Source organism: Streptomyces sp. B21-083 (genome assembly GCF_036898825.1).
GTDB lineage: Bacteria > Actinomycetota > Actinomycetes > Streptomycetales > Streptomycetaceae > Streptomyces.
Window position 1 is genome coordinate 3,852,725 of sequence record NZ_JARUND010000002.1, and the last position, 25,771, is coordinate 3,878,495.

Consider the following 25,771-nt stretch of genomic DNA (forward strand, 5'->3'; position numbering starts at 1 on the left):
TTGCTTTCTGTCAGCGGATCTCGTACTCGTCGTGCGGGACTGCGCGCTCCCAGACTGTTTCGAACGCGTCCGAGCACTGTTTCACGATGCTTGGCTCGGTTCGCAACTCCATGGGCGGATCACTCCAGTCGCCGTCCCCGGAAAAGTGGTTGAAGAGGACCTGCGTCCCATCGAAGATCCACAGGTCGGCACCCGGCAGCAGCAGGTCGGCTGTCCGTCGCCGGGGCAGCCAACGCACCTGTTCGCCCGCCCGCACGTTGACAGCGGTTCCGGCGTACTCGTACCGGATGTAGTCGGTAGCCGGTTCGGACACGATGCGGGCACGCCGTACGACGACTCCGCGAGTGACCGCGCGGGAGATCATGTCGACCCACGGCGCCCAGTATTCGGAGGCGGGGTCGACGTCACGTCGGCCTTCGCTGAGCCAGGTATCGAAGTCGCCCGCTTCGTCACCGACCGCGTACTGGTCGCGCATTTCGAGATGCACGGCCGAGCTCCGTGCAGTTTCCATGAGCTCGTCAAAGCTGGGAACGTTCTGCGGCATCGCATGCCTCCCTCAGTAGCGGCACCAGACGCGCGGGGATGCGGATCACTGTTTCGTGGGCGGGAATCCCTTTGGTGTGCCCAGGCGCCGTGTTCTCCACGCACTGGATCCGCGTCTCGTCGTCGGCCGTGTAGCTCTGGAGCACGATGTCCGCGGTCTCCAGATCCACCCACGCCGTCGGTGACCCGTTCTTACCTGTGTCCGGGTCGATCCCGATGAACTGTAAAACCATGGCTGCCCTCCGTGTGACGCCGTGCTCCGATGTGCACCAGAGTCAGTCTTCAGCGACAGGTTGTCAAGGGTGCGAAGTCAGCAAGCTGCTCTTCAACATGCCTTACGCACATTGGTGCACATCGCTGGCTCTCGTGCGTGCCGCACCCATAACGTCGGAACCACGACAGGAACCCCGGAGAGGTGGTGAGTCCTCCCGAGGCGTGACCAACACCGCTGAGGAGCGCCAACGTGAGGCAAGCCGCAGCCCATTCACACTCCGGCGAACGCCGGGAGCGCGTACCGCCCGATCTTGAGGCGATGCGGCACCTGGCACATCGGCTACTGGAGCCGGACTCCGCCCCGGGCGCACTTCCCCCGCCTCATGCCGAGTTGGGCACGCTCGTCCTCAAGCTCCGCACGTACCTGGAACTCCTCGTTCCCAAGGTCGAGCAGGCGGCACTGAGAATCCCCGAGAACGAGATCCCGCGCTACTGCGCTCTCGCGTGCGTCGGCGAGGCGCGGGGGAAACTGCGCGTCAATCCGCACCCGGGAGTCAGCGCTGGCGTCGCCCATGCGCGGCGCCTCGCCCGTGTCCTGCACGCCCTGTGCGACCACTTCGAGAGCCTGATTCATCACCCAGCGCACTGCGAAGCGTGACGGCATTCCCGTCCCACGTTGCCCGCGCAGCGGGCAGCAAGACGCCGCTCCCCCGGGGCACGCCCAGGTATTCGGCACTCCGGAGGACGGCTACCGCAAGGGCCCAAGGCCCTCAAACCGTGAGGTGAGTCCATGCTCTGCCCAACTCCCGTGCTGAACACCGCCGTTGCTACCAAGCCCCGCGTCGGTCGCTCCCTGGTCACCGATGCCGAGTTCGCCATGCTCGCCACGTTCTGCGCCGACGAGTACGGCTTCGAGCGCTGCGTCGCCGAGCGTGTCATGGACCAGGCCCTCGCTCTGGTCCATGTGATGGGTACGACCCGCTCGGGGGCCGCCATGGCACCGTCCCAGCAGGTCGACCCCGGCTGGCACACGCTCATCCTGCACACCGACTGGTACGCCAACTGGTGCCAGGAGCAGTTCGGTTACTTCCTCCACCATCAGCCGAACAGCAAGACCCGTACACGCGGACTCATGACCGACGTCGTCGGAAGGATCGGGGCAGCAGGCTTCGAGGTCGACGAGCGTCTGTGGGGCACGGCTGCGGACTGTAACCCTCCCTCATGCTGCGGTGACGGCCCCTGCTGCTGACCTGCATTCCCCATCCGCCTTCGGCCGGGCGGGCCGCTTTCTCCTGGCTTTCCGGGCAGGACCCGCCCGGCCGCCGTCACCAGAAACGGACTGGCTCCCGTGCCTATGACCGAGCTGACCGCGACCAGCCGCGTGACCATCTTTCCCCTCGAAAGCCTCACCGTCGCCTACACCACTCAGTCCGGCGACGAACGCGGCCTGGGCAACATCGGGCTCGTCACCGTCGTCGACAAACACAGCGACGGGGAGGAACTGTGGCGGCTGGCCCGCGACCTGGGCAGCCGCGCCGCCGACGGGGATCGGGCCCGGTGGATCCTCACCCAGGCCAGTCGCGCGCGCATGGTCACGACGTACACGAACCTGCCGAACGCGGCCTGGACGGCGTACATCCGTCGGCGCTACGAACTCGACGCGCTGTTCGCGAACCACGACGTCCTGTTGACCGGCCGCATCACCCTGCCGATTCCCTGAACCAGCAGCCAAGCCTGTGTGCGCTAAGTCCAGGAGGAGCTGGGTATCAAGCCGGCTATCGGCAACCTGCTCGTCGTGGACTGGGCACCGAACCCGGGAGAGGAAGACAAAGTCCTCTATCTCTTCGACGGAGGCCGCCTCACCACGGACGAATGTCGGCGCATTGGGCTGCAGGCCAACGAACTCCGCGGCTACGCCTACCACGACGTCGGAGAGTTGCCGGAACTCACCATCCTCCGCCTCGTACGCCGTATCACCGCTGGCATCGAGGCTCGTGCCAACGGTGTCACCGCGTATTTGGAACATGGAACGGCGCCGGAAACAGCGGCGTAAGCCCGGCCATCCCGTAACCACCTCGTACTCAGGCAAGATGCCCCGGACCAACCAACGGTCCGGGGCATCTTCGTTGCGCTGGCGCCGCTAGGCAGGCGGCAGGTTCTCGATCTGGGTCTGGAGGCGGGCGATGTCCTCCTCCGCCTTCGCGAGGCGGGTGCGGATCTTGTCGACCACGTTGTCCGGGGCCTTGGCCAGGAACGCCTCGTTGCCGAGCTTGCCTTCAGCCTGGGCCTTCTCCTTTTCGGCTGCGGCGAGGTCCTTGGCGAGGCGCTTGCGTTCGGCCGCGACGTCGATCGTGCCGGACAGGTCGAGTGCGACCGTGGCGCCGGCGACGGGGAGAGTCGCGGTCGCGTTGAAGTCGTCGCCTTCCGGCTGGAGGCGCAGCAGTTGGCGGATGGCGGCCTCGTGGGCGGCGAGCTGCGTGCCCGACAGGTCCAGGCGGGCCGGGACCTTCTGGCCGGGCTGCAGGCCCTGGTCGGAGCGGAAGCGGCGGACCTCCGTGATCACCTTCTGGAGGTTGTCGATCTCCGCCTCGGCGGCCGGGTCGCGGAAGCCACTGTCCGTCGGCCAGTCCGCGATCACGAGGGACTCGCGGCCGGTCAGTGTCGTCCAGAGGGTCTCGGTGACGAACGGGACGACCGGGTGAAGGAGGCGCAGGGTTACGTCGAGCACCTCGCCCAGGACACGGCCGGAGACCTTGGCCTGCTCGCCGCCTTCGAAGAAGGTGGTCTTGGACAGCTCGACGTACCAGTCGAAGACCTCGTCCCACGCGAAGTGGTAGAGGGAGTCGGCGAGTTTCGCGAACTGGTAGTCGTCGTAGTAGGCGTCCGCCTCGGCGACGGTCGCGTTGAGCCGGGACAGGATCCAGCGGTCCGTCGCGGAAAGCTTCTCGACGGGCGGGAGGTCACCCTCGATCGTGGCGCCGTTCATGAGCGCGAAGCGGGTGGCATTCCAGATCTTGTTGGCGAAGTTGCGCGACGCCTGGACCCAGTCCTCGCCGATCGGCACGTCCGTACCGGGGTTGGCGCCCTTGGCCAGAGTGAAGCGGACGGCGTCCGAGCCGTACTTGTCCATCCAGTCCAGCGGGTTCACGGTGTTGCCGAACGACTTCGACATCTTCTTGCCGAACTCGTCACGCACCATGCCGTGGAACGCGATGGTGCGGAACGGGACTTCGCCGTCCATCGCGTACAGGCCGAACATCATCATGCGGGCGACCCAGAAGAACATGAGGTCGTATCCGGTGACGAGGACGGAGTTCGGATAGAACTTCTCCAGGTCGGGGGTCTGTTCCGGCCACCCGAGGGTGGAGAAGGGCCACAGGCCGGAGGAGAACCACGTGTCGAGGACGTCCGTGTCCTGGGTCCAGCCCTCGCCGGTCGGCGGCTGCTCGTCGGGGCCGACACAGACCGTCTCGCCGTTCGGGCCGTGCCAGACCGGGATGCGGTGGCCCCACCACAACTGACGTGAGATGCACCAGTCGTTGAGGTTGTCGACCCAGTCGAAGTACCGCTGGGACATGTCGGAAGGGTGGATGTTCACGCGGCCGTCGCGGACCGCGTCACCGGCCGCCTTGGCGAGGGTCTCGACCTTGACCCACCACTGCAGGGACAGCCGCGGCTCCAGCGTCGTCTTGCAGCGTGAGCAGTGGCCCACCGAGTGGACGTACGGCCGCTTCTCGGCGACGATCCGGCCGTCGGCGCGCAGCGCGGCGACGATCGCGGACCGGGCCTCGAAACGGTCCAGTCCCTGGAACGGGCCGTGCACGGTGATGACACCGCGCTCGTCCATGACGGTCAGCGACTCCAGGTCGTGCCGCTGGCCGATGGCGAAGTCGTTCGGGTCGTGGGCCGGGGTCACCTTGACTGCGCCGGTGCCGAACTCCGGGTCGACGTGGGTGTCCGCGACGACCGGGATGGTCCGGTTGGTCAGCGGCAGCTTGATCCGCTTGCCGACGAGATGCGCGTACCGCTCGTCGTCGGGGTGGACCGCGACGGCCGTGTCACCGAGCATGGTCTCGGCTCGGGTCGTCGCGACGACGAGCGTTTCGTCGCCCTCGCCGTACTTGATGGAGACGAGCTCACCGTCGTCGTCCTGGTAGTCCACCTCGATGTCCGAGATGGCCGTCAGACAGCGCGGACACCAGTTGATGATGCGCTCGGCACGGTAGATCAGGCCGTCGTCGAACATCTTCTTGAAGACGGTCTGAACGGCCCGGGACAGGCCCTCGTCCATGGTGAAGCGGTCACGGCTCCAGGCGACACCGTTGCCGAGGCGCTTCATCTGGCCGGCGATCTGACCGCCGGACTCGGCCTTCCACTGCCAGACACGCTCGACGAAAGCCTCACGCCCGAGGTCGTGGCGGGACTTGCCCTCCTTGGCAAGCTCACGCTCGACCACGTTCTGCGTGGCGATTCCGGCGTGGTCCATGCCCGGCTGCCACAGCGTCTCGTAACCCTGCATGCGCTTGCGGCGGGTCAGGGCGTCGATCAGCGTGTGCTCGAAGGCGTGGCCCAGGTGCAGGGATCCGGTGACGTTCGGCGGCGGGATGACGATCGTGTACGCGGGCTTGTCGCTCTTCGCGTCGGCCTCGAAGTAACCCCGTTCTACCCAGCGTTCGTACAGCATCCCCTCTACCTCGGCCGGCGCGTACTGAGTCGGCAGTTCGGGGGAGCTGTTCGGCCCGCTGTCGGGGCGCTGAGTATTGTCGGTCACGGCGGCCATTCTAGGGGCCCGGGGTCTTTGCCCTCGCCGGACTTTTACCCCCGCGCGGGGAGTGGCCAGGGCATGAAAGCGGCCGCACGAAGGCAGTCCAAGTGTGACCAAGAACGCTCTCGTGCGACCGTTTTCAGCCTACCCCTCCGCCTGAGCAGGATGGCAACTCGGGACGCGCCCGGAGTCTTCTCCGACCCCTGACGAGGGGTTCCGGCAGCAGAAGCGAGCCGTCGGCCTGCTGGTGCCGTCTCGCGGCTGGTGGTCCGGCTGGGCAGCCAGACCACCAGGTCGTACGTGAGCTGCACGGAGAAGCCGGTGCCTTCGGCGGCGAGAGTGACGCACCGGTAGGCGAGGATCGCCACGCAGACCTTCCACATGGGCAGCCCGCGGCGGGCTTGCGCGCCGTTCCGAACAGCGCTCCGGCGATCTCCGACCAGTACCTCCGCCCCCGTCCCGGAGCAGTCGACGCGTGTCATGATCAGCGGCGTGAGCGAGTACTCCTGGCCTTCGAGAACGGCTGGTGCCCGATAGGCGGTGGCGCCGCCTCCTGGACTGAGACGGTGCGTGCCTCACGCCTCACACCTCACGTCTCTCCGCACGCCATCGCCGCCACGCGAGCGTGAACCCCACCCCGGCGACCAGCGCCGGAACAGCCAACTCCGTTGCCAGGGAAGCCACCCAGTCCGGGTTCATCCGGCGCGTCAGGCCGCTGGTGAACTGGCAGGTCGCCTGGGGAGGAAGGAAGCTGTACTCCAACGTCCTCGGCGGGTTGGTTCCCCAGTCCGCGCCTGCCGAGCAGGCCGAAGAGGGGCCCGCCAGCAGTTTCCAGCCGGCCAGGGCGTAGAACATCAGGAACACGGAGCCGGTCACGAAGAGCGCCACCCCTGTACGGCGCAGCTTCGCCGCCCTGGAGGTCGGCGCTACCAGGGAACTGCCGGGCCGCGGCTCGAACCACTCCGCGACCAGGGCCAGGAACAGGCACACGACCAGGACCAGCATGCTGAGCCACAGCAGCCCGCCAAGTACCAGCCCGCCTCCGACGGAGGTGACGTTTCCGTGCTCGAACTCGCAGACGGTGGCCGGGGGAAAGGGTTGATTCCGTACGGTCCGCAGTTTGCCCGGGCCGGTCACCAGACCCTGTGAGCACCGCTCGTCGAATTCCAACATGCCGAACAGCGCCAGCGCCGAGCCGACGATCACCGCACCGAACGAGATCCCGGCCGCGGCCCACAGGCCACCCGTGCGGTAACTGCCGTACGTACGCGCGTTTGACATCCACGCACAGTAACGGGCCGTGAGACGGCAACCCAGGCCGAACGCGCCCTTGCCCCGTGACCGGCGCCGCCTTTGATCTCGCTCGGGCAACGGACCGTTCATGAGTCGGCGACCGGGCGGGTGAGCCCGTGGGGTCAGGTGAGGGCGGTGACCAGCAGGGCGAAGGCGGCGATGATGACGGCGACGCGGACGTAGTGCCAGCGCAGCCAGCGGTTCATCTGCTCCTTCCAGTCCTCGGGCCGGTTCTCGGGGGTCCACGTCTTGTTCCGGTTGTTGATCGGGACGAGGAGCAGGAGCGACATGACCACGCTGAGGATCAGCAGCGCGCCGGCGGTGACGACGAGGCCGGTGCCGGAGTGGTGCCATCCGGCGACAGCCCAGACGGCGACGAGGACGAGCGAGCCGATGTACCAGACCGGCATCACGGCGCCGAGCATCCGGCCCCCGTGGGCGTGGCCGAGCTGGCGACTGTCCTCGGGCAGGGCGTTGAGGATCGGGTTCATGACGAAGGCGACGGAGAACTCCACCCCCACCATCACGCCGACGATCACGGTGGTGACGACCTCGAGTGCGTTGAGCATGATGACCCTCTCGATATCTAGCGGTGCTAGCCGATGAGGCAACGCTAGTACTGCTGCCGCTCGATTGTCTAGCGGTGCTAGAATCGGATCATGTCCGTACAGGAACGCAAGGAACGCGAACGGGCGGAGCGTGAGCGCCTCATCGTGGCGACAGCCCGTGAACTCGCCGAGCAGCAGGGCTGGGACGCGGTCACCACCCGCCGGCTCGCCGAGCGCATCGAGTACAGCCAGCCCGTCCTCTACAGCCACTTCCGCGGCAAACGCGAGATCATCGGCGCCGTCGCCCTCCAGGGCGCCACAGAGATGGCCGCGGCGGTGCGGGCCGCGACCGCCGCCGTGGACGACCCGCGCGAGCGGGTGGCCGCCCTCGCGCGCGCCTACCTCGACTTCGCCGCACGCAACCCGGCGGTCTACGACGCCATCTTCCAGCTCGACGGCGGCCTCCCGTACGCACAGGAGGACACCCCGGAACCTCTCAAGGACGCTTTCGCCGCGCTGCTGGAGTGCCTCGGCGAGGTCGCCGGGGACGGCGTCGCCCCGGGGCTGTTCACCGAGGTGTTCTGGGCGTCCCTGCACGGGGTGGCGACCCTGACCCGGTCGGGACGGCTGCCGCCGGAGGACACCGAGCGGCGGGTGAGGCTGCTGGTGGACCGGCTCGCCATGGTCTGACACCGGCCAGCAGCCACGTAGCCGGAGCACTGCGGTGGGACAGGCGGAGCGGACACTCACGGGCGCGTTCGGGTTCGCTCTCGCCGGGGTGCTTTGCGCCATCGGCGCCGGGTACGAGACCGAGCTGCGCGCCCGCCGGGCCGCCGCCACCCCGGCGAACGGGAAACCCGGCTCCACGGGTTAGCCTCGCCCCGTACGACTCCGACACGACTCGATACGACTCGGCTCGGCTCGGCCCAACTCGACACGACTTAGCGGGAGGCAGACCACCATGGCTCTGGCGAAGACCAAGGTTCCCACGGCGCTCGTGGCCGCCGGCGGGCTCGTCGGCGGGTACGCCGTCGCCCGCTGGAGCCGGAGCCGGCAGCTCGGCGGGACCGTGCTGGCCGTCGCGGGGACCGTCGCCGCCCAGCGGTGGCGCGAGCAGGCGGGCGTGACCGCCGCCGGGGCGCTGACCGTCGCGTACATCGGTGCCTTCGCCGGATCGCACCCGCTGGCCAAGAAGGTGGGCGCCTGGCCCGCCGTCTTCGGGGTCGCCGGAGCAGTCGCCCTCGCCTCCTGGGCCGTCGCCGACCGGCACTAGGCGCTCCGCGGACACGCCGTGAGGGGGTGTCGGTCTCGTGCGGCGCCGTCGTGGCTGGGCGCGCAGTTCCCCGCGCCCCTACAAGTGGCCTGCGGCCTACTCGGAACCCATCCGGCCCTCCGGACCGTATGCGGCCCTCACCGCCGCCCGGCCGACACCAAGCCCTCCATCGACTCCTCCTCCACCCGGTACGCCCGCCCCACCTCCGCCGCGACCAGTACCCCCGCCGCGATCACCAGCGTGAAGAACGCCCAGGTCAGGGGCCAGGCGTTGGCGAAGCCGTCGGGTGGTCCCGGCTGGGTGCTCAGGGAGACGTACATGAGGGCCGCCGGCGGGGCCGCGATCAGGAGCAGCGGCCAGCCCCGGCGGTCCCGGTGACCGAAGTAGGCGGCCAGGAGCAGCAGCAGGACGCCCAGGGCGGCGACCCCGACGCCCGTCACCGGGGTCGTCTCCTGCGTCGAACCCGAGGCCTCCGCCCGGTTGCGCAGATCCCAGGGGACGCAGACGACGTACGACGCCGAAGCGACGGCGACGCCGAACACCCGTGTGAGCCAGCGCTCGACCCAGGGACGTGTCCGCAGCGGCCCGAGCAGCTTCCCGGTGGTGCCGGTGGTGCCGTTCCCCGTTATCTCGGTCATACGTACGAGGGTCACCTGTCCGGAGACGGTCCGACAGAGTACGCGTACTCAGGTATCCGTACTCAGGTACGGGTACTCAGCAGCGCGCCACCCCCGGCTGCACCCCGACTACACCCCCACCGTCCGCGACACCACGTAGATCAGCAGCCCCGCCAGTGAGCCGACCACCGTGCCGTTGATACGGATGAACTGCAGGTCACGGCCGATGTGTGCCTCGATCTTCTTCGTCGTGTGCTCGGCGTCCCAGCCCGCGACCGTGTCCGTGATCAGGGAGGTGATCTCGCCCTGGTAGGTCGTCACGACGTACACCGCCGCGCCCTCCACCCAGCCGTCCACCTTGTTCTGCACCCCGGAGTCGACCGCCATCCGCGACCCCAGCGACAGCAGCGACGCCCGGACGCGCAGCCGCAGCTCACTGCGCTCGTCCTCCGCCGCCGAGACGATCATCGAGCGTACGGCCGTCCAGGCGGACGCGATCAGATCCTGGACCTCGCCGCGCCCCAGGACCTCGGTCTTCAGCCGCTCGACACGCGCGCGCGTGTCCGTGTCGGACTGGAGGTCGGAGGCGAAGTCGGTGAGGAAACGGTCCAGGGCGCCGCGCGCCGGGTGGGAGGGGGCATCCCGCATCTCGGTGACGAAGCGCAGCAGCTCCTTGTAGACGCGCTCGCCGACCTTCTTGTCGACGAACTTGGGCGTCCAGCCGGGCGCGCCGCCCTGCACGGCGCCCATGACCTCCTCCTCGTGCAGGACGAGCCAGTCGTGCGCGCGTACGCAGACCAGGTCGACGACCCTCCGGTGGCCGCCGTCGACGACGACCTTCTCCAGCATCTTGCCGATACCGGGCGCGATCTCCTGGGCGTCCGCCCGCCGGGTGATGGCCTCGCCGACGACCGCCTGGACGTCGGAGTCGCGCAGGACGGTGAGCGCCCCGCGCAGGGCGGCCGACAGCTCCGCCGTGACGCGGTCGGCGTGCTCCGGCTCGGCGAGCCACGTACCGAGGCGGCTGCCGATGCCCACGGCCCGCAGCCGTTGCCGTACGACATCCTGGGAGAGGAAGTTCTCGCCGACGAACTCGCCGAGGGAGACGCCGAGTTGGTCCTTCTTGGTGGGAATGATCGCGGTGTGCGGGATGGGCAGGCCGAGGGGATGACGGAAGAGGGCGGTGACCGCGAACCAGTCGGCCAGCGCGCCGACCATGCCCGCCTCGGCCGCCGCGGCGACGTATCCCGTCCAGGCACCGGCGCCCTGCTCACCGGCCCACTTGGCGAGGACGTACACGACGGCGACGAAGAGCAGCAGCCCGGTCGCCGTGAGCTTCATCCGGCGCACCCCGCGCATGCGCTCCTCGTCGGCGGGGCCGAAGGCGGTCATGGCGCGGCGCGGGTCCGTACCGGCAGGGGCGACAGACGCGGCGGGCGCGGCGCGGGTCCGCCGCTGCCCGCCGTCAGTCATGGCAGTCCCGTCGGTCTCCTCGGTGCCGCCGTTCGATCCTGTTCTCGTCCGTTCCATTCGCTCCACCGTTCAGTGATCCCTCACACATTGTCCCTTCCTGACCGACTCCTGGAACGGAACAAGAGTTCCCCGCGTATACCCGGAGGAGCCGATCCACACTGTTCGGGCCGGCTCGCACAGGCCCATCCCGCATCATGGGCACAGCCCACCGGAGCCCCACGCTCCCCGCCGTACGAGGAGTTCCGCATCCCATGACCAGGCGCCACGGTTATGGCCTGCTCGCCGCGATGATCACGCTCGTCGTGGCCGTGTCGGCCGCCATATACGTCGGGGCGACCCTTGACGACGGCAACCGGCACTCGAGGTCCGTCAGCCAGGCACGCGACGACTCGGGCAACGGTGACTCCCCCGCGTCCACCGGCGCCTGGGTCGGCAGCTGGTCCGCCTCCCCCGTCGAGGGCGAGCCCGGCACCGAGATCCAGGGCCTGGCCGGCCGCTCCCTGCGCAACGTCGTGCACACGGCGGCCGGCGGTACGAGTGCCCGCGTCACGCTCTCCAACCTGTACGGCGAGCAGCCCCTGACCATCGACCACGCCTCGATCGCCGTCGCCGCCGCCGAGAACAGCGCCGCCGCCGACGCCGCCACCATGCGCCGGCTCACCTTCGGCGGCAGCCCCTCGGTGACCGTCGCGCCCGGACGGCAGATCGTCAGCGACGCGGTACGGATCACCGTCCCGCGCGACAGCGACGTCCTGGTGACGACGTACGCCGACCTCCCGTCCGGCCCGGTCACCTACCATCCGCGCGCCCGGCAGATCTCGTACTCCGCGCTGGGCGACCGCACCGAGGACCCCCACGCCACGGCGTACACCGAGCGGACCGAGGCCTGGCGGTACGTCACCGCCCTGGACGTCCTCAGCAAGCAGGCCAACGGCACGATCGTCGCCCTCGGTGACTCGCTCACCGCCGGCAGCACGTCGACCGTGGGCGCGAACAGGCGCTGGCCCGACGTCCTCGCCGACCGGCTGCACGCGGCTGCCGAGGCCGGCGCGGACGTGCCCCGCTACAGCGTCGTCAACCAGGGCATCGGCGGCAACCGCGTCCTGCGGCCCGGCGGCAAGGGCACGCCGGCGCCCAACGCGAGCGGACTGACCCGGTTCGGACGGGACGCCCTCGGCCGTACGAACGTCAAGGCCGTCGTCATCGACCTGGGCGTCAACGACATCCTGCGCGCCCGCGACCCGCGCACCCTGAAGGCGTCCGCGATAGTCGCCGGGCTGCGTGAGCTGGTGGCCGAGGCGCACGGGCGGGGCCTGACGGTGGTGGGGGCGACGCTGATGCCGTTCGGGGGGTTCCATGGGTACTCGGCGCCCACGGAGGCGTTGCGGCAGGCGGTGAACGCGGAGATCCGGGGTGGGCGGGTGTTCGACGCGTACGCGGACTTCGACAAGGCGTTGCGGGATCCGTACGATCCCTGGCGGTTCCGGGCGGAGTATGACTCCGGGGATCATCTGCATCCGAGTGACGCGGGGTATGCGCGGATGGCTGCGGTGTTCGACTTGGCGGATTTGAAGGGGGTTGCGCCGGCGCGGCTTTAGGGATGCGGGCGGTTTGGGGGTGTGTTTGGGGTGCGTTGTTGGGTGCGGGCCCGTTGGGGCTGGTCGCGCAGTTCCCCGCGCCCCTAAAAGCGCTCAGTCACCGGTCCCTGCGACGGTAAAAGCCCTCAGTCACCGGTCCTCGACGGTAAAAGCGCTCAGTCCGCGTCGCTGAAAGCGCTCAGTCACCGTTCCCGCGCCGCTGAAAGCGCTCAGTCACCGTTCCCGCGCCCCTAAAAGCGCTCAGTCAACGTGTCCGCGACGGTAAAAGCGCTCAGTCGCCGTCTCTGCGTCGCTCCAGTTTCTCCTGGCGGCGTTCCTCCTTCAGGCGTTGGCGTTCTGCCTTTGGGAGTTTGCGGGTTACGCCCACTCCGCCCCAGAAGGCGAAGCCCTGGATGATCACTCGGGGGGCGCCGGGGTCGCCCAGTACCCCCTCCTGGCTGTGGTCGAAGCCGCCCATGATGCCGATGCCACGCACGACGACCTCGACGCCGGGCGGCACGACGACGTTCATGCCGCCCATGATCGCGACGCAGTTGACGACCACCTCACGGTCGGCGAAGTTCGCTTCACGCAGGTCGAGTTCACCGCCACCCCAGAACGTGAACGCGTTGAACTGCCGCGGCATCGTCCAGCGCCCCCCGCGCTGGAACCCGCCCATGACGGCGACGGCCCACCGCGAGGACCCCTCGCCCCCGACGATCCGGACCGGCCAACTCCCGCTCTCCGTAGGTTGCTTGACCATGCTCACGGCGGGCGCGCTCACCCCGGCCCCGGGCAGGTCACGGGTGATCGGCGTCAACTCGCCGTACGTACGCGCCTGGTAGGTCGCGTCGAGCCGTTCCTCGAACTCCGCCATGTCGAGCCGCCCCTCCGCGAGGGCGTCCCGCAGGATCTCGGCGACTCGTTCACGATCGGCGTCGGAAGCGCGCAGCTCCGGAAGGTCGTCCGTCATGCACGCAGCCTACGAGGTCCCCGCGAGGGAGGCTACGAGACCACGCGCCCCGACTTCCCGGCCTGCTCGGCGTACATTTTCGCGATCACCGCCTCGATGTCCGGCTCCCGCACCGACAGGTCCACCAGCGGATACTCCGCCGCGATCCGCGCGACCAGCGGCGCCGCCGACTCCGACGCCGGGAACGCCAGCCACTGACGCGGACCCTCCACCCGTACGACCCGCGCCGACGGCACCTCGATCGGCGGCAGCTCACGCTCCAGGTCCACGACGAGGGTCCGCTCACTGTCCCCCACCTCGTGCAGGCCGGTCAGCGGACCGTCGTACATCAACCGGCCGTGGTCGATGACCATCACGCGCGAGCACAGCTGCTCGATGTCCTGGAGGTCGTGCGTCGTGAGCAGGACCGTCGTGCCGCGCTCGGCGTTCAGGTCACGCAGGAACTCGCGCACCCGGGCCTTCGAGATGACGTCCAGGCCGATCGTCGGCTCGTCGAGATACAGCACCTCGGGATCGTGCAGCAGAGCCGCCGCGATGTCACCGCGCATCCGCTGCCCCAGGGACAGTTGACGAACCGGCACATCCAACAGGTCGCCCAGTTCGAGGAGTTCGACGCAACGGTCGAGGTTCTCCCGGTAACGGGCGTCCGGGATGCGGTACATGCGGTGCATCAGACTGTACGAGTCGATCAGCGGGAGGTCCCACCACAGCGTCGTACGCTGCCCGAACACCACCCCGATGCGCCGCGCGAGACGGGTGCGCTCACGGGACGGGTCGATACCGGCGACGCGCAACCGGCCGCCGCTGGGCGTGAGGATGCCCGTCAGCATCTTGATGGTCGTCGACTTCCCGGCGCCGTTCGGGCCGATGTAGCCGACCATCTCCCCGCGCGCCACCCGGAAGGAGATCGAGTCGACCGCCCGCACCTCGCGCCGCTCACTGCGCATGAACCCGGTCTTCTTGCGCACGTCGAAGACCTTCTCGACACCGTCCAGTTGGATGAACGACTCGTTGAACTCCTCGATGGAACCGTCCACTTGACTGTCCACGCGCCCTAACTCCCCGTGCTCCGGTACGAAAGAAGTCCCGCTCGCCAGGCCAGCCCGGCGAGCACGCAGCAGCCCAGCGCCACCAGCGGCGACAGGAACGCCACCCACTGCGGCAGGCCGAGCGGGTAGGGGCGGCCCAGCACGTACAGCGCGGGCAGCCAGTTGACGAAGGCCAGCGGGACGACGAACGTCACCCCGCGCACCAGGTCCTGCGCGAACAGACCCGGCGGATACTGCAACAGCGTGGCACCGCCGTACGTGAACGCGTTCTGCACCTCGGAGGCGTCCCGGGCCACGAACTGGAAGGCCCCGCCCGCGACGAACACCGCGCAGAAGATCGCCCCGCCACTGATCACCATCACCGGCAGCAACAGCACCTTCAGCACCGTCCAGTGGACGTCGTCGAGAGCCGTGAGGGAGTAGCCGAACACCAGCAGACCCTGGGTGATCCGGCCGAGACGGCGCAGCGCGAACCGGTCCGCGGCGACCTGCGCGAGCACCGGCGCCGGACGCACGAGCAGCGTGTCCAGGGTGCCGTCGCGGACCCGGCTCCCCAGCCGGTCCATCGACCCGACCACGAGGTCGGCGATCCCGAACGCGATCGAGGACAGCCCGTACAGAAACGCGATCTCGGGCAGCGAGTAGCCGCCGAGCCGGTCGATCTGGGAGAACATCAGCACGATCGCCAGGAAGTCGAGGCCGGTCGCCACGAAGTTCCCGAGCGTGGTCATCGCGAACGACACCCGGTAGGCCATCGTCGACCGGATCCACATCGCGGTGATCATCCGATAGGCCCGTACGCCGTCGAGCACCCGGCTGGTACGGCTCAGCGGCCCGTCGTCCCAGCCCCCGGCCCCGCCCGCTCGGCCCGCCCCGCCGATCCCGGCGTCGTCGGCCCACCGCTCGCCCCGCACACCGGTCTGCACCGCCCCCGCGACACCACCGGCACCGCCGACTCCCACGTCATCCACCCTGAACCACCACCCGCCGAGTCGCGGCCGCCTGGACCAGACGCCCCACCGCCAGCAGCGCCACCGCCCACCCGGCCTGGAAGGCGTACGTCGCCACCGGATCCGCCTCGCCCAGCAGGATGTCCGCCGGCGCCTGGATCAGCGCCGCCCACGGCAGGGCCCGTACGATCTCGCCGAGCAGCCCCGGGAAGACGTTCAGCGGCAGCACCATGCCCGAGCAGAAGACACCCGCGAGCCACGCCATCTGGATGATGCCCGCGCCGTCAAGGAGCCAGAACGCGGCCAGCGCCATCAGGAACCGCAGCGAGTAGCTGACCAGCATCCCCAGGACGACCGCGCCCAGGAACGCCAGCCAGGTCAGCGGCGAGGCCGGGAGCGACAGGTCGAAGATCCACGCGCCGATCGCCACCGGGACCAGCCCCCTGCCCAGCAGGTGGAACAGGGCCCGCCCCATGTCCTGGGCCAGCCACCACAGCTGGAGGTCGGCCGGCCGGTACAGGTCGATCGCGATGTCACCCGTACGGATACGCTCGATCAGCTCCCCCTCGAATCCTGTACCCATCACGCACATGGTCATCAGCAGCGCCTGGCCCAGCCACACAAAGGTGAGAGCCTGGGACTGGTCGTACCCGCCCAGGTGCGGTCTCTCGTCCCACAGGGCGATGTACGTGTAGGCCAGGATCACGCCAAAGACGGTGTTGGTCAGCACCCCCGCCAGCGTGGCCACCCGATAGGTGGCATACCGTCGGAAACCCCCCGCCGCGACGGCCGCGTACAACCGCCCAGAACCCACGACACCAGCCTTTCCCGACGCATCCGGACCGAAGCGCAGGAGCCTAGTCCGCCCTGCTGCCCGCCCGCCACGCGTTTTCGGGCAGGAAGCGTGCGTGGGTCAGGGAACTGATCGCCGGGTGCGACAGTCTTCAAGAGGGGGCGCAGAAAACGTTTGAAGTGGTGAATGAGGTCGTACGGCAACGTGCGACGCGAAACAGGAGTCCGTGCACGACATGAGCGACCAGCCAGAGCCGCAGCAGCCGACGCAGGGCTCGGCACCCAGAAAACCGGCAGTGCAGCCCGACGCGAAACCCGAACGAACCGTCGCGGAGCCCGTCACGAAGCCTGACGCGGAGCCAGGCGTCAAGCCTGACGTGAAGCCTGACGTGAAGCCCGTCACAGAGCCGATCGCGGAGCCCGCCGTGGAGCGTGACGTGGACCGCGAGCGAACCATCGCGCAGCCCGTCGTGCCGCCCGTCACAAAACCTGTCACGGCACCCGTCACGGAACCCGTCGCGCACCGCGAGCAAACCGTCGTGCAGCCCGTCGTGCGAGTTGACGCGCGAGCCGACGCGCGACCCGAAGTGGTGGCGGGCGGCATGTCCGAGGCAGCCGCGCAGTCCGCGAAAGCCGCGAAGGGCAAGAAGCCCAAGCGTCCCCGGCGCACCGGGTGGCGGCGGCTGATCCCGACCTGGCGGTTCGTGCTCAGCACGCTCGTGCTCGGGATCATGATGATCGTCGCCCTGTTCGCACTCGGCTACTACATGGTGAACATCCCGGCGGCGAACGCCGCGGCCATGAAGCAGAGCAACGTCTACCTCTACGCCGACGGCAGCCAGCTCGCCCGCGACGGCGAGGTCAACCGGGAGAACGTGAACCTGTCGCAGATCTCCAAGGACGCCCAGCACGCCGTCCTGGCCGCCGAGGACCGCGACTTCTACACCGAGTCCGCGATCGACCCGAAGGCCATGATCCGCGCCGCCTGGAACACGGGGACCGGCAAGGGCAAGCAGTCCGGCTCCACGATCACCCAGCAGTACGTGAAGAACTACTACCTCGCGCAGGAGCAGACCGTCACCCGAAAGGTGAAGGAGTTCTTCATCTCGATCAAGCTTGACCGGGTGAAGACCAAGGACCAGATCCTTGAGGGCTACCTCAACACCAGCTACGCCGGCCGCAACTCGTACGGTCTCCAGGCAGCGGCCCAGGCCTACTACGGCGTCGACGCGATCGACCTGACCGCCGGACAGGGCGCCTACCTCGCCGCGCTGCTCAACGCGCCCAGCGAGTACGACGTGATCGCCCACCCCGAGAACAGGCCGGCCGCACTCGCCCGCTGGAACTACGTCCTCGACGGCATGGTCAAGAAGGGCTGGCTGACCGAGTCCGCGCGCAAGGACATCAAGTTCCCCGAGCCGAAGCAGTCGATCGTCTCGACAGGCATGTCCGGCCAGCGCGGCTACCTGGTCAAGGCCGTCAACGACTACCTGTTCGACAACAAGATCCTCACCGAGGACCAGCTCCAGGCCGGCGGCTACCGCATCACCACCACCCTGCAGAAGCCGAAGCAGGACGCCTTCGTGAAGGCCGTCAACGACAAGGTGATGAAGAAGCTCGACAAGAAGAACAACAAGGCCGACAACTACGTCCGCGCGGGCGGCGTGGCCATCGACCCGGCCACCGGCAAGGTCCTCGCGATGTACGGCGGCATCGACTACACCAAGCAGTACGTCAACAACGCGACCCGCCGCGACTACCAGGACGGCTCCACCTTCAAGCCGTTCGTGTTCACCTCGGCCGTCCAGAACGGCTCGGTGACCCAGGACGGGCAGAGGATCACGCCGAACACGTACTACGACGGCACCAACAAGCGCCCGGTACAGGGCTGGAGCGGCGGCGAGTACGGCCCCGAGAACGAGGACCAGTACTCGTACGGCAACATCACCGTCCGCACGGCGACGAACAAGTCCGTCAACGCGGTGTACGCGCAGATGGCGGTGGACGTCGGCCCCGCGAAGGTCAAGCAGACCGCGATCGACCTGGGCCTGCCCTCCGACACCCCCGACCTCAACCCGTACCCGTCCATCGCGCTCGGCACGTCGACGGCCAGCGTCCTCGACATGACGGAGGCGTACGCCACGCTCGCCAACCACGGCAAGCACGGCACGTACACGATCATCGAGAAGATCACGAAGGACGGCGAGACGGGGTCGGTGACCCTCCCCAAGCAGGCGACCAAGCAGGTCGTCTCACGGGAGGCCGCCGACACGACCACGGCGGTCCTGCAGAGCGTGGTGGAAGAGGGCACGGCGACCGCGGCCCAGGAGGCCGACCGCCCGGTGGCCGGCAAGACCGGCACGGCCGAGGAGGACACGGCGGCCTGGTTCGCGGGCTACACCCCCGATCTCGCGACGGTCGTCTCCGTCATGGGCCAGGACCCGGTCACCGGCAAGCACAAGTCGCTGTACGGCGCGATGGGCCTTCAGCGCGTCAACGGTGGCGGTGCCCCCGCCGAGATCTGGGCCCAGTTCACGAAGGACGCCCTGAAGGGCAAGGAGGCGAAGGACTTCGACCTCCAGCTCCAGGACGGCGCCGACGAGGAGCAGCTCCCGCCCGCCGAGTCGTCGCCCGACCCCGGCGCGAACGCCGGCCAGGACAACGGCGGCACCACGGACGGCGGCGGCCAGGAAACCCCGGGCGCGACAACCGGCGCGACTCCCACCGGCGGTGCGACGGCGACCGGCGGCACGACCACCGGCGGGACCACGGCGACGGGCGGCACGACGACGACCGGCGGTACGACGAACACCGGCGGGACCACCACCGGCGGCACCACGGACACGGGCGGTACGACGACGGACGGCGGTACGACGGACACCGGGGGCACCACGGACTCGGGCGGCACCACCGACAACGGCGGTACGACGGACTCGGGTGGCACCACGGGAGGAACGACACCCGGCGTGACGACCGGGGCGCTGACCTCGGCCCGACGGGACTGAACCGCCCGGCCACGGAGCCTGCGGGAAACGGGAAAGGGGCTGGTGACGATGGTCACCAGCCCCGGACGCCGCTGCTGCTCCGCAGCTACAACTCACTGACTTACAGGTACAGGCCCGTCGAGTCCTCGGACCCCTCGAACCGGTCCGCCGCGACGGCATGCAGGTCGCGCTCGCGCATCAGCACGTAGGCCACCCCGCGCACCTCGACCTCGGCGAGATCCTCCGGGTCGTACAGCACGCGGTCGCCCGGCTCCACCGTACGTACGTTCTGCCCGACCGCGACGACCTCCGCCCAGGCCAGCCGGCGCCCGACTGCCGCGGTGGCGGGAATCAGGATCCCGCCACCGGAACGCCGCTCACCCTCGCTGGCGTCCTGCCGCACGAGCACACGGTCGTGCAGCATCCGGATGGGCAGCTTGTCGTGATGGATGCTCTTCTCACTGCTTTTGGCGCTCACGCTCCGAACCTACCTGTCCCATCAACCCCTGCGCCGCCGGGCCCCGAGAGTGAGCAGCCCGACGAGCCCCACGACGACGAGGGCGACGGGCACGATCCGCTCCAGCCTCGGAGCACCCTCCTCGTCGACGAGCTGTCCCTTGACATCGCCGACGACACGGTTGACGCCGACGTAGGCGCGCCCGAGGGTGTGATCGATGTTCGAGACGACCTTGGCCTTGGCATCGCCGACGATCGTCTTCGGGTGCACCCGCACCCCGATCTCGTCGAGCGTCTCGGCCAACGTCTCGCGCCGGCGCTTGATGTCCGCCTCGATCTGCGTCGGGGTTCTGCTGTCCGAGGTGTCCGCCACCGTACGCCCTCCGAAGTCCGCTGGATGCATTACTCCGGACAGTCTGTCAGTTCCGCCTCGGACCGCACTGTCAGCACCCCCGGTTAGGCTCGGACCGGCGCCCTTTCACGGGCGCGCGAGGACTCACGAGGACGTACGAGGAGACCAGACCGATGAGCGAGCGACTCCAGCCCGGTGACGTGGCCCCCGCCTTCACCCTGCCCGACGCCGACGGCAACGAGGTGTCGCTGGCCGACCACAAGGGCCGCAAGGTCATCGTCTACTTCTACCCGGCCGCCCTGACCCCCGGCTGCACGAAGCAGGCCTGCGACTTCACGGACAACCTGGAGCTGCTGGCCGGCGCGGGGTACGACGTGATCGGCATCTCCCCGGACAAGCCGGAGAAGCTCGCGAAGTTCCGCGAGAAGGAGAACCTGAAGGTCACCCTGCTCGGCGACACGGACAAGACGGTCCTGGAGGCGTACGCCGCCTTCGGCGAGAAGATGAACTACGGCAAGACGTACATGGGCGTCATCCGCTCCACGATCGTGGTGGACGAGGAGGGCAAGGTGGAACGGGCCCTGTACAACGTCCGGGCGACCGGCCACGTGGCGAAGATCATCAAGGACCTGGGCGTCTGAGGGCATCCGAGTCCCGTCACACAAAACCCCCGCCCACCAACGGCCGCCTGCCCGGTATGATGTCAGACGGCTAGCGGCGGTGGTGCAATGGCGACACAGCAGACTTAGGATCTGTGGCCCTTGATCGGGCTTGAGGGTTCGAATCCCTTCCGCCGCACACAAGCAGCCTGTGAATCGAAGGATCGATTCACAGGCTGTTCCTGTTCTCCCGCCTCAGCCCAGCAACTCCCGCACCACCGGCACCAACCCCCGGAACGCCTGCCCCCGGTGGCTGATCGCGTTCTTCTCCGCTGACGTCAGCTCGGCGCAGGTCCGTGTCTCGCCGTCCGGCTGGAGGATCGGGTCGTAGCCGAAGCCGCCTGAGCCCACCGGGGTGTGGCGCAGTACGCCCCTCAGCCGGCCCTCGACCACCCTCTCCGTGCCGTCCGGAAGTGCCAGGGCCGCCGCGCAGGCGAAGTGGGCGCCCCGGTGTTCGTCCGCGATGTCGGAGAGCTGGGCCAGCAGTAGCTCCAGGTTCGCCTGGTCGTCGCCGTGTCGGCCGGACCAGCGGGCCGAGAAGATGCCGGGCGCGCCGTTCAGGACGTCGACGCAGAGGCCCGAGTCGTCGGCCACCGCCGGGAGGCCTGTCGCCCGGGCGAGGGCGTGGGCCTTGAGGAGGGCGTTCTCCGCGAAGGTGACGCCTGTTTCCTTGACGTCGGGGATGTCGGGGTAGGCCTCCGCGCCGACCAGGTCCATGGGGAGGGCCGCGTCGGCGAGGATCTGCCGCAGCTCCGTGATCTTTCCGGCGTTACGGGTGGCGAGGATCAGGCGTGTCATGGCGTCCAGTATCCCGGGCGCGCCCGCGGCCGTTCACGCCGTTCACGACGGTTACGACGTGCAGACCTTCGTCAGTTCGCTCGCCGCGTCCGTGACGCCGCTGATGTCGGGGGTCGCGTCGCCGTTCTTGATGGCCGAACGGACGCTGTCCACGGCCTTGTTGAGGTCGTTGACCGCCTTGTTGACGTCGGTGTTGTCCGTCTTGTTGCCGAGGTCGTCGAGGCTCTTGTCGATCGACGCGAGGGCTTCGTCCGCCTGGGTCGGGTCGTTCGCCGCGTTCTGGACGGCGTTCTGGAGGTTGGAGACGCTGGTGGCGACGGCGTCGGCGGTCTGGACGCAGTCCAGGGCCTTGTTGACTGCGTCGCATCCGGTGGTGAGCCCGGCGGTCAGCGCGACGGCGGCCACGGTGGCGGCGATGGCGGTGGTGCGGCGGCCGGGTCGGCGGCTCACGGCCATGGTGGTGGTTCCCCTCGTTCGGTGATCGTTCGTGATCGGTCGGGGCGCGACGGTGGGAGTGGGACGGCGATGTCCCGTGCGTTCGTGCGGTCGGCCCCTGACAGCTGGCCGGGCGCACAGCGGTGTGCCGTACGCCCGTACCGATGAAGACGCGATGCCTGGCGGTGCGGTTGCCCGCGACCCGAACCCTACTTGGTGAACCCTTTACCTTTCCAGGGCGGTGTCCAGTGCCTTGCGCTGGAGGGCCGCCAGGTCCGCGCAGCCGGCGACCGCGAGGTCGAGAATGGAGTTCAGCTCGTCCCGGGCGAACGGTTCGGCTTCGGCGGTGCCCTGGACCTCGACGAAGCGGCCGTCTCCGGTGCAGACGACGTTCATGTCGGTCTCCGCGCGGACGTCCTCCTCGTAGCAGAGGTCCAGCAGCGGCACTCCGCCCACGATGCCGACCGAGACCGCGCTCACCGTGCCGGTGAGGGGCTGGCGGTTGTTGCGGATCAGCTTCTTGCCCTGGGCCCAGGTGATGGCGTCGGCGAGGGCGACGTAGGCGCCGGTGATGGCGGCCGTGCGGGTGCCGCCGTCGGCCTGGAGGACGTCACAGTCGAGGACGATCGTGTTCTCGCCGAGCGCCTTGTAGTCGATGACCGCGCGCAGGGAGCGGCCGATGAGGCGGCTGATCTCGTGCGTACGGCCGCCGATCTTGCCGCGGACCGACTCGCGGTCGCCGCGGGTGTTGGTGGCGCGCGGGAGCATCGAGTATTCGGCGGTGACCCAGCCCTCGCCGCTGCCCTTGCGCCAACGCGGGACGCCCTCGGTGACGGAGGCGGTGCAGAAGACCTTCGTGTCGCCGAAGGAGACGAGGACGGAGCCCTCGGCATGCTTGCTCCACCCGCGTTCGATGGTGACGGGGCGGAGTTGTTCGGGCGTGCGGCCGTCGATACGTGACATGGCGACGAGCCTAGCCGCAACGGGGAAAGGGGCCCTTCCCGTGGTGGGGAAGGGCCCCTTCAGGGGTGAACACCTGTACTGGGTACGGGAATTCGAGCCTGGGATCTACATCATGTCTTCGATGTCGGCCGCGATGGGGTCGGCGTCCGTGCCGATGACGACCTGGATGGCGGTGCCCATCTTGACGACGCCGTGGGCGCCGGCGGCCTTGAGGGCGGCGTCGTTGACCAGTGCGGGGTCGATGACCTCGCAGCGGAGGCGGGTGATGCAGCCTTCGACTTCTTCGATGTTGTCGAGGCCGCCGAGTCCGGCGACGATCTTCTCTGCCTTGGTGGACATGTCCTACTCCCTGGTCCGAACCGCTTTGTCGCAGTAACCCACAGTTGGCCGATCTTCGCGAGCGGTCATGGCGTGCCTCCCGAAGGATGGGTTTCACGACACGGTACGACCGTTCGTCGCCGACTGGTCTACACCAGTCGGACGGGAGTCTCCAAACCCGGTCTCGACATCCGCGAGGACGCCCATGAGTGCCGGCACGGTTCGACGGTGCTCGCGGCGGTCGCCGGACCCCTCGTCCACTACGTGATCTTCCGGTTCGCGAGTCTGCGGTTCGACCTGAAGACGCCGGGCAGGGAGGGGAGGAGGAGGTCGAGGACGTCACCAAGGTCTGAGGTCCGAAGATCACCGATTTCCCGTGCAAATCGTGGGTTCCTTATGCGGCCTTCACCGTGCTACAACATGGTCTACACCACTGAGTGGTGTAGACCATGTACTCGTTGGAGGAAGTATGAGCACCGCCACCGCGACGGCGGTCCCCTCGAAAAAGAGGGGATCCGGCCTGTTCCAGGGCCTGCAGAAGGTCGGCCGCAGCCTGCAGCTCCCGATCGCCGTACTTCCGGCGGCGGGTCTCCTGCTCCGGCTCGGCCAGGCTGACTCCCAGGAGAGGTTCCACATCCCAGCCGATGTGGCGAAGGTGTTCGCCGGAGCGGGCGGCGCCCTGCTGGACGGCTCCTTCGGTCTGCCCCTGCTGTTCTGTATAGGCGTGGCCATCGGCTTCGCGAAGAAGTCCGACGGCTCGACGGCGCTGGCCGCCGTGGTCGGGTTCCTCACCTACTACGCGGTGATCCACCAGTACCCGATCAAGGACGGCCACGACGGCGCCACCTACACCGGGACCGGACTCGGCGGCGGCTTCTGGCAGAAGGGCACCGAGGCCGCGCAGGCCGCGACCTTCGAGAACCCGGGCGTCCTCGGCGGCATCATCCTCGGCCTCCTGACGGCGGTCCTCTGGCAGCGCTACCACCGCAAGCAACTCGTCGACTGGCTCGGCTTCTTCAACGGCCGCCGGCTCGTGCCGATCATCACGGCCGCCCTCGGTACCGTGCTCGGTGTCCTGGTCGTCGTGGGCTGGCAGCCCATCGGTGATGTCATCACCAACTTCGGCGAGTGGATGACCGGTCTGGGTTCCTTCGGCGCCGCGCTCTTCGGTCTCATCAACCGTGCGCTGATCCCGATCGGCATGCACCAGTTCGTGAACTCGGTGGCCTGGTTCCAGATCGGCGACTTCACCAACTCCGCCGGCACGGTCTTCCACGGCGACCTTCCGCGCTTCTTCGGCGGCGACCCGTCCGCCGGTATGTTCATGACCGGCTTCTTCCCGATCATGATGTTCGGTCTGCCGGCCGCCGCCCTCGCGATCGCGCACTCCGCCCGGCCCGAGCGTCGCAAGGCCGTGCTGGGCATGATGATGTCGATGGCGCTGACCTCGTTCGTCACGGGTGTCACCGAGCCGATCGAGTTCACCTTCATGTTCATCGCCCCGGTGCTGTACGCCATCCACGCGGTCCTCACCGCGATCTCGATGGCCGTGACCTGGGCTCTGGGCATGCACATGGGCTTCAGCTTCTCGGCCGGCTTCATCGACGTCTTCATCAACTGGGGCATCTCCACCAAGCCCTGGCTGCTGATCCCCGTCGGCCTGGTCTTCGGCGCCGTCTACTACTTCGTCTTCCGCTTCGCCATCACCAAGTTCAACCTCCCCACCCCCGGCCGCGAGCCCGAGGAGGAGGTCGAGGACCTCACCAAGGCGTGAGAGCCCGGCCGTACGGCCGTACCGCATGAGAAGGGCCCCGGGACCGACCAGGTTCCGGGGTCTGCGTGTGCCTACGCGGCGTCAGATCTCGTACGTCACCCGTGGCGTCGCCAGTTCCACCGGCCCCCGGAACTCCTCGCGCGCGTCGGCCAGGTTGACCTGCGGGTCGGTCCACGGGGGGATGTGGGTCAGGACGAGCTTGTGCGCGCCCGCGCGTTTCGCCGTCTGGCCCGCCTCGCGGCCGTTGAGGTGCAGGTCCGGGATGTTCTCCTTGCCGTGCGTGAACGCGGCCTCGCAGAGGAACAGGTCGGTGTTCCGGGCGAGTTGCTCCAGCGTGGCACTGACGCCGGTGTCCCCGGAGTACGTCAGGGACTTCCCGGCGTGCTCGATACGGATGCCGTACGCCTCCACCGGGTGACGCACCCGCTCGGTGTGGACGGTGAAGGGCCCGATGTCGAAGGTGCTCGGCTTGACCGTGTGGAAGTCGAAGACCTCGCTCATGGAGGAGGCGGTGGGGGTGTCGGCGTAGGCGGTGGTGAGACGGTGCTCGGTGCCTTCGGGGCCGTAGACCGGGATCGGATCGCAGCGACCGCCATCGTGGCGGTAGTACCGTGCGACGAAGTACGCGCACATGTCGATGCAGTGATCGGCGTGCAGATGGCTGAGAAAGATCGCGTCGAGGTCGTAGAGACCGCAGTGGCGCTGCAACTCGCCAAGGGCACCGTTGCCCATGTCGAGAAGCAGCCGGAAGCCGTCGGCCTCTACGAGGTAGCTCGAACAGGCCGATTCCGCGGACGGGAACGACCCTGAGCAGCCGACGACGGTGAGCTTCATAAAGCAGAAACCTCCGCTGGCGGGGAGCGTCAAACAAACGTGACGGGGTTCTTGCGGTGCTGTCGAGCGTAAGGCGCAAAACCCCCCGTCGCTCCTCCGTCAAGGGCCGTTGTGGGCGAACTCACCTGTGCT

The 25,771-nt window shown here is 68.6% G+C and carries 29 protein-coding genes and 1 tRNA gene; 12 read left to right on the plus strand and 18 right to left on the minus strand.

What is annotated here, in order from left to right; translation table 11 throughout:
• Window positions 1-10: 10 nt before the first annotated feature.
• Together QA861_RS41180 and QA861_RS41185 are read right to left on the minus strand one after the other, a co-directional pair.
• The gene (locus QA861_RS41180) at window positions 11-544 is read right to left on the minus strand and encodes a DUF6879 family protein (protein ID WP_334594007.1); all 534 of its coding nucleotides are present in this window, start codon (window positions 542-544) and stop codon (window positions 11-13) included.
• Window positions 519-776, minus strand: coding sequence for a hypothetical protein (locus QA861_RS41185; protein WP_334594008.1), 258 nt, complete (start codon window positions 774-776; stop codon window positions 519-521). The genes QA861_RS41180 and QA861_RS41185 overlap by 26 nt, the downstream gene beginning before the upstream one ends.
• A 230-nt stretch (window positions 777-1,006) precedes the next feature.
• On the opposite strand from QA861_RS41185, the gene QA861_RS41190 reads away from it, so the two are divergent.
• The 4 genes from QA861_RS41190 (at window position 1,007) to QA861_RS41205 (ending at window position 2,809) form a co-directional block, all read left to right on the plus strand.
• Window positions 1,007-1,414 carry a DUF6415 family natural product biosynthesis protein gene (locus QA861_RS41190; RefSeq protein ID WP_334594010.1) on the plus strand — a complete coding sequence of 136 codons (408 nt, stop codon included), beginning with the start codon at window positions 1,007-1,009 and terminating at the stop codon, window positions 1,412-1,414.
• A 132-nt stretch (window positions 1,415-1,546) separates the two neighbouring features.
• The gene (locus tag QA861_RS41195; protein WP_334594011.1) at window positions 1,547-2,005 is read left to right on the plus strand and encodes a UCP032817 domain-containing protein; all 459 of its coding nucleotides are present in this window, start codon (window positions 1,547-1,549) and stop codon (window positions 2,003-2,005) included.
• Between the two features lie 105 nt (window positions 2,006-2,110).
• A complete protein-coding gene (locus tag QA861_RS41200) occupies window positions 2,111-2,476 on the plus strand; it encodes a hypothetical protein (RefSeq protein WP_334594012.1) in 366 nt (121 codons plus the stop codon).
• Window positions 2,477-2,551: 75 nt separating this feature from the next.
• A complete protein-coding gene (locus QA861_RS41205) occupies window positions 2,552-2,809 on the plus strand; it encodes an NUDIX hydrolase (RefSeq protein ID WP_334594013.1) in 258 nt (85 codons plus the stop codon).
• 87 nt (window positions 2,810-2,896) lie between these two features.
• Here the strand turns inward: QA861_RS41205 and QA861_RS41210 are convergent, their stop codons facing one another.
• The 3 genes from QA861_RS41210 to QA861_RS41220 all read right to left on the minus strand — a co-directional run bounded on the left by QA861_RS41210 (window position 2,897) and on the right by QA861_RS41220 (window position 7,383).
• Window positions 2,897-5,527: a valine--tRNA ligase gene (locus QA861_RS41210; protein WP_334594015.1), complete on the minus strand. Its 2,631-nt coding sequence runs from the start codon at window positions 5,525-5,527 to the stop codon at window positions 2,897-2,899.
• A gap of 576 nt (window positions 5,528-6,103) precedes the next feature.
• Window positions 6,104-6,802: a hypothetical protein gene (locus tag QA861_RS41215; RefSeq protein WP_334594016.1), complete on the minus strand. Its 699-nt coding sequence runs from the start codon at window positions 6,800-6,802 to the stop codon at window positions 6,104-6,106.
• Window positions 6,803-6,936: 134 nt separating this feature from the next.
• A complete protein-coding gene (locus QA861_RS41220; RefSeq protein ID WP_334594017.1) occupies window positions 6,937-7,383 on the minus strand; it encodes an anthrone oxygenase family protein in 447 nt (148 codons plus the stop codon).
• A 90-nt stretch (window positions 7,384-7,473) separates the two neighbouring features.
• On the opposite strand from QA861_RS41220, the gene QA861_RS41225 reads away from it, so the two are divergent.
• The 3 genes from QA861_RS41225 to QA861_RS41235 all read left to right on the plus strand — a co-directional run bounded on the left by QA861_RS41225 (window position 7,474) and on the right by QA861_RS41235 (window position 8,635).
• Window positions 7,474-8,052 carry a TetR/AcrR family transcriptional regulator gene (locus tag QA861_RS41225; protein ID WP_334594018.1) on the plus strand — a complete coding sequence of 193 codons (579 nt, stop codon included), beginning with the start codon at window positions 7,474-7,476 and terminating at the stop codon, window positions 8,050-8,052.
• Window positions 8,053-8,086: 34 nt separating this feature from the next.
• A complete protein-coding gene (locus QA861_RS41230) occupies window positions 8,087-8,236 on the plus strand; it encodes a hypothetical protein (protein ID WP_334594019.1) in 150 nt (49 codons plus the stop codon).
• A gap of 87 nt (window positions 8,237-8,323) precedes the next feature.
• Window positions 8,324-8,635 (plus strand): hypothetical protein, encoded by a 312-nt coding sequence (locus tag QA861_RS41235; protein ID WP_334594020.1) that lies wholly within the window; start codon window positions 8,324-8,326, stop codon window positions 8,633-8,635.
• 137 nt (window positions 8,636-8,772) lie between these two features.
• Here the strand turns inward: QA861_RS41235 and QA861_RS41240 are convergent, their stop codons facing one another.
• Together QA861_RS41240 and QA861_RS41245 are read right to left on the minus strand one after the other, a co-directional pair.
• Complete coding sequence (locus tag QA861_RS41240) at window positions 8,773-9,273, minus strand: hypothetical protein (RefSeq protein ID WP_334594021.1); 501 nt, start codon at window positions 9,271-9,273, stop codon at window positions 8,773-8,775.
• A gap of 108 nt (window positions 9,274-9,381) precedes the next feature.
• Window positions 9,382-10,782 carry a DUF445 domain-containing protein gene (locus tag QA861_RS41245; RefSeq protein WP_443041643.1) on the minus strand — a complete coding sequence of 467 codons (1,401 nt, stop codon included), beginning with the start codon at window positions 10,780-10,782 and terminating at the stop codon, window positions 9,382-9,384.
• 194 nt (window positions 10,783-10,976) lie between these two features.
• On the opposite strand from QA861_RS41245, the gene QA861_RS41250 reads away from it, so the two are divergent.
• Complete coding sequence (locus tag QA861_RS41250; RefSeq protein ID WP_334594022.1) at window positions 10,977-12,323, plus strand: SGNH/GDSL hydrolase family protein; 1,347 nt, start codon at window positions 10,977-10,979, stop codon at window positions 12,321-12,323.
• 271 nt (window positions 12,324-12,594) lie between these two features.
• On the opposite strand, the gene QA861_RS41255 is transcribed toward QA861_RS41250, so the two are convergent.
• From QA861_RS41255 to QA861_RS41270, 4 genes are all read right to left on the minus strand, one after another.
• Window positions 12,595-13,275 (minus strand): DUF1707 SHOCT-like domain-containing protein, encoded by a 681-nt coding sequence (locus QA861_RS41255; RefSeq protein ID WP_334594023.1) that lies wholly within the window; start codon window positions 13,273-13,275, stop codon window positions 12,595-12,597.
• A 32-nt stretch (window positions 13,276-13,307) separates the two neighbouring features.
• Window positions 13,308-14,324, minus strand: coding sequence for an ABC transporter ATP-binding protein (locus QA861_RS41260; RefSeq protein ID WP_334594025.1), 1,017 nt, complete (start codon window positions 14,322-14,324; stop codon window positions 13,308-13,310).
• 5 nt (window positions 14,325-14,329) lie between these two features.
• Window positions 14,330-15,154: an ABC transporter permease gene (locus QA861_RS41265; RefSeq protein ID WP_334595011.1), complete on the minus strand. Its 825-nt coding sequence runs from the start codon at window positions 15,152-15,154 to the stop codon at window positions 14,330-14,332.
• Window positions 15,155-15,287: 133 nt separating this feature from the next.
• On the minus strand, window positions 15,288-16,088 hold the full coding sequence (locus QA861_RS41270; RefSeq protein ID WP_334594026.1) for an ABC transporter permease: 801 nt from the start codon (window positions 16,086-16,088) through the stop codon (window positions 15,288-15,290).
• 580 nt (window positions 16,089-16,668) lie between these two features.
• On the opposite strand from QA861_RS41270, the gene QA861_RS41275 reads away from it, so the two are divergent.
• Complete coding sequence (locus tag QA861_RS41275; RefSeq protein ID WP_334595012.1) at window positions 16,669-19,071, plus strand: transglycosylase domain-containing protein; 2,403 nt, start codon at window positions 16,669-16,671, stop codon at window positions 19,069-19,071.
• A 100-nt stretch (window positions 19,072-19,171) separates the two neighbouring features.
• Here QA861_RS41275 and QA861_RS41280 read toward each other — a convergent pair whose 3' ends face one another.
• Window positions 19,172-19,474 (minus strand): GroES family chaperonin, encoded by a 303-nt coding sequence (locus QA861_RS41280; RefSeq protein WP_405826354.1) that lies wholly within the window; start codon window positions 19,472-19,474, stop codon window positions 19,172-19,174.
• Window positions 19,475-19,549: 75 nt separating this feature from the next.
• A complete protein-coding gene (locus tag QA861_RS41285) occupies window positions 19,550-19,879 on the minus strand; it encodes a DUF3618 domain-containing protein (RefSeq protein ID WP_334594028.1) in 330 nt (109 codons plus the stop codon).
• A gap of 152 nt (window positions 19,880-20,031) precedes the next feature.
• On the opposite strand from QA861_RS41285, the gene bcp reads away from it, so the two are divergent.
• Window positions 20,032-20,499, plus strand: coding sequence for a thioredoxin-dependent thiol peroxidase (bcp, locus tag QA861_RS41290; RefSeq protein WP_319206833.1), 468 nt, complete (start codon window positions 20,032-20,034; stop codon window positions 20,497-20,499).
• Window positions 20,500-20,572: 73 nt separating this feature from the next.
• A tRNA-Leu gene (locus QA861_RS41295) sits at window positions 20,573-20,656 on the plus strand.
• Between the two features lie 56 nt (window positions 20,657-20,712).
• On the opposite strand, the gene rdgB is transcribed toward QA861_RS41295, so the two are convergent.
• From rdgB to QA861_RS41315, 4 genes are all read right to left on the minus strand, one after another.
• Window positions 20,713-21,315 carry an RdgB/HAM1 family non-canonical purine NTP pyrophosphatase gene (gene rdgB, locus QA861_RS41300; RefSeq protein WP_334594029.1) on the minus strand — a complete coding sequence of 201 codons (603 nt, stop codon included), beginning with the start codon at window positions 21,313-21,315 and terminating at the stop codon, window positions 20,713-20,715.
• Between the two features lie 51 nt (window positions 21,316-21,366).
• On the minus strand, window positions 21,367-21,771 hold the full coding sequence (locus QA861_RS41305) for a DUF8711 family protein (protein WP_334594031.1): 405 nt from the start codon (window positions 21,769-21,771) through the stop codon (window positions 21,367-21,369).
• Window positions 21,772-21,975: 204 nt separating this feature from the next.
• Window positions 21,976-22,713 carry a ribonuclease PH gene (gene rph / locus QA861_RS41310; RefSeq protein ID WP_334594032.1) on the minus strand — a complete coding sequence of 246 codons (738 nt, stop codon included), beginning with the start codon at window positions 22,711-22,713 and terminating at the stop codon, window positions 21,976-21,978.
• Between the two features lie 105 nt (window positions 22,714-22,818).
• Window positions 22,819-23,052, minus strand: a complete 234-nt coding sequence (locus tag QA861_RS41315; RefSeq protein ID WP_334594033.1) for a PTS sugar transporter subunit IIB — start codon at window positions 23,050-23,052, stop codon at window positions 22,819-22,821.
• 448 nt (window positions 23,053-23,500) lie between these two features.
• Between QA861_RS41315 and QA861_RS41320 the strand changes: the two genes are divergently transcribed.
• Window positions 23,501-24,805: a PTS transporter subunit EIIC gene (locus QA861_RS41320; RefSeq protein ID WP_334594034.1), complete on the plus strand. Its 1,305-nt coding sequence runs from the start codon at window positions 23,501-23,503 to the stop codon at window positions 24,803-24,805.
• Window positions 24,806-24,886: 81 nt separating this feature from the next.
• Here the strand turns inward: QA861_RS41320 and QA861_RS41325 are convergent, their stop codons facing one another.
• Window positions 24,887-25,639, minus strand: coding sequence for an MBL fold metallo-hydrolase (locus QA861_RS41325; protein WP_334594035.1), 753 nt, complete (start codon window positions 25,637-25,639; stop codon window positions 24,887-24,889).
• Window positions 25,640-25,771: the final 132 nt, after the last annotated feature.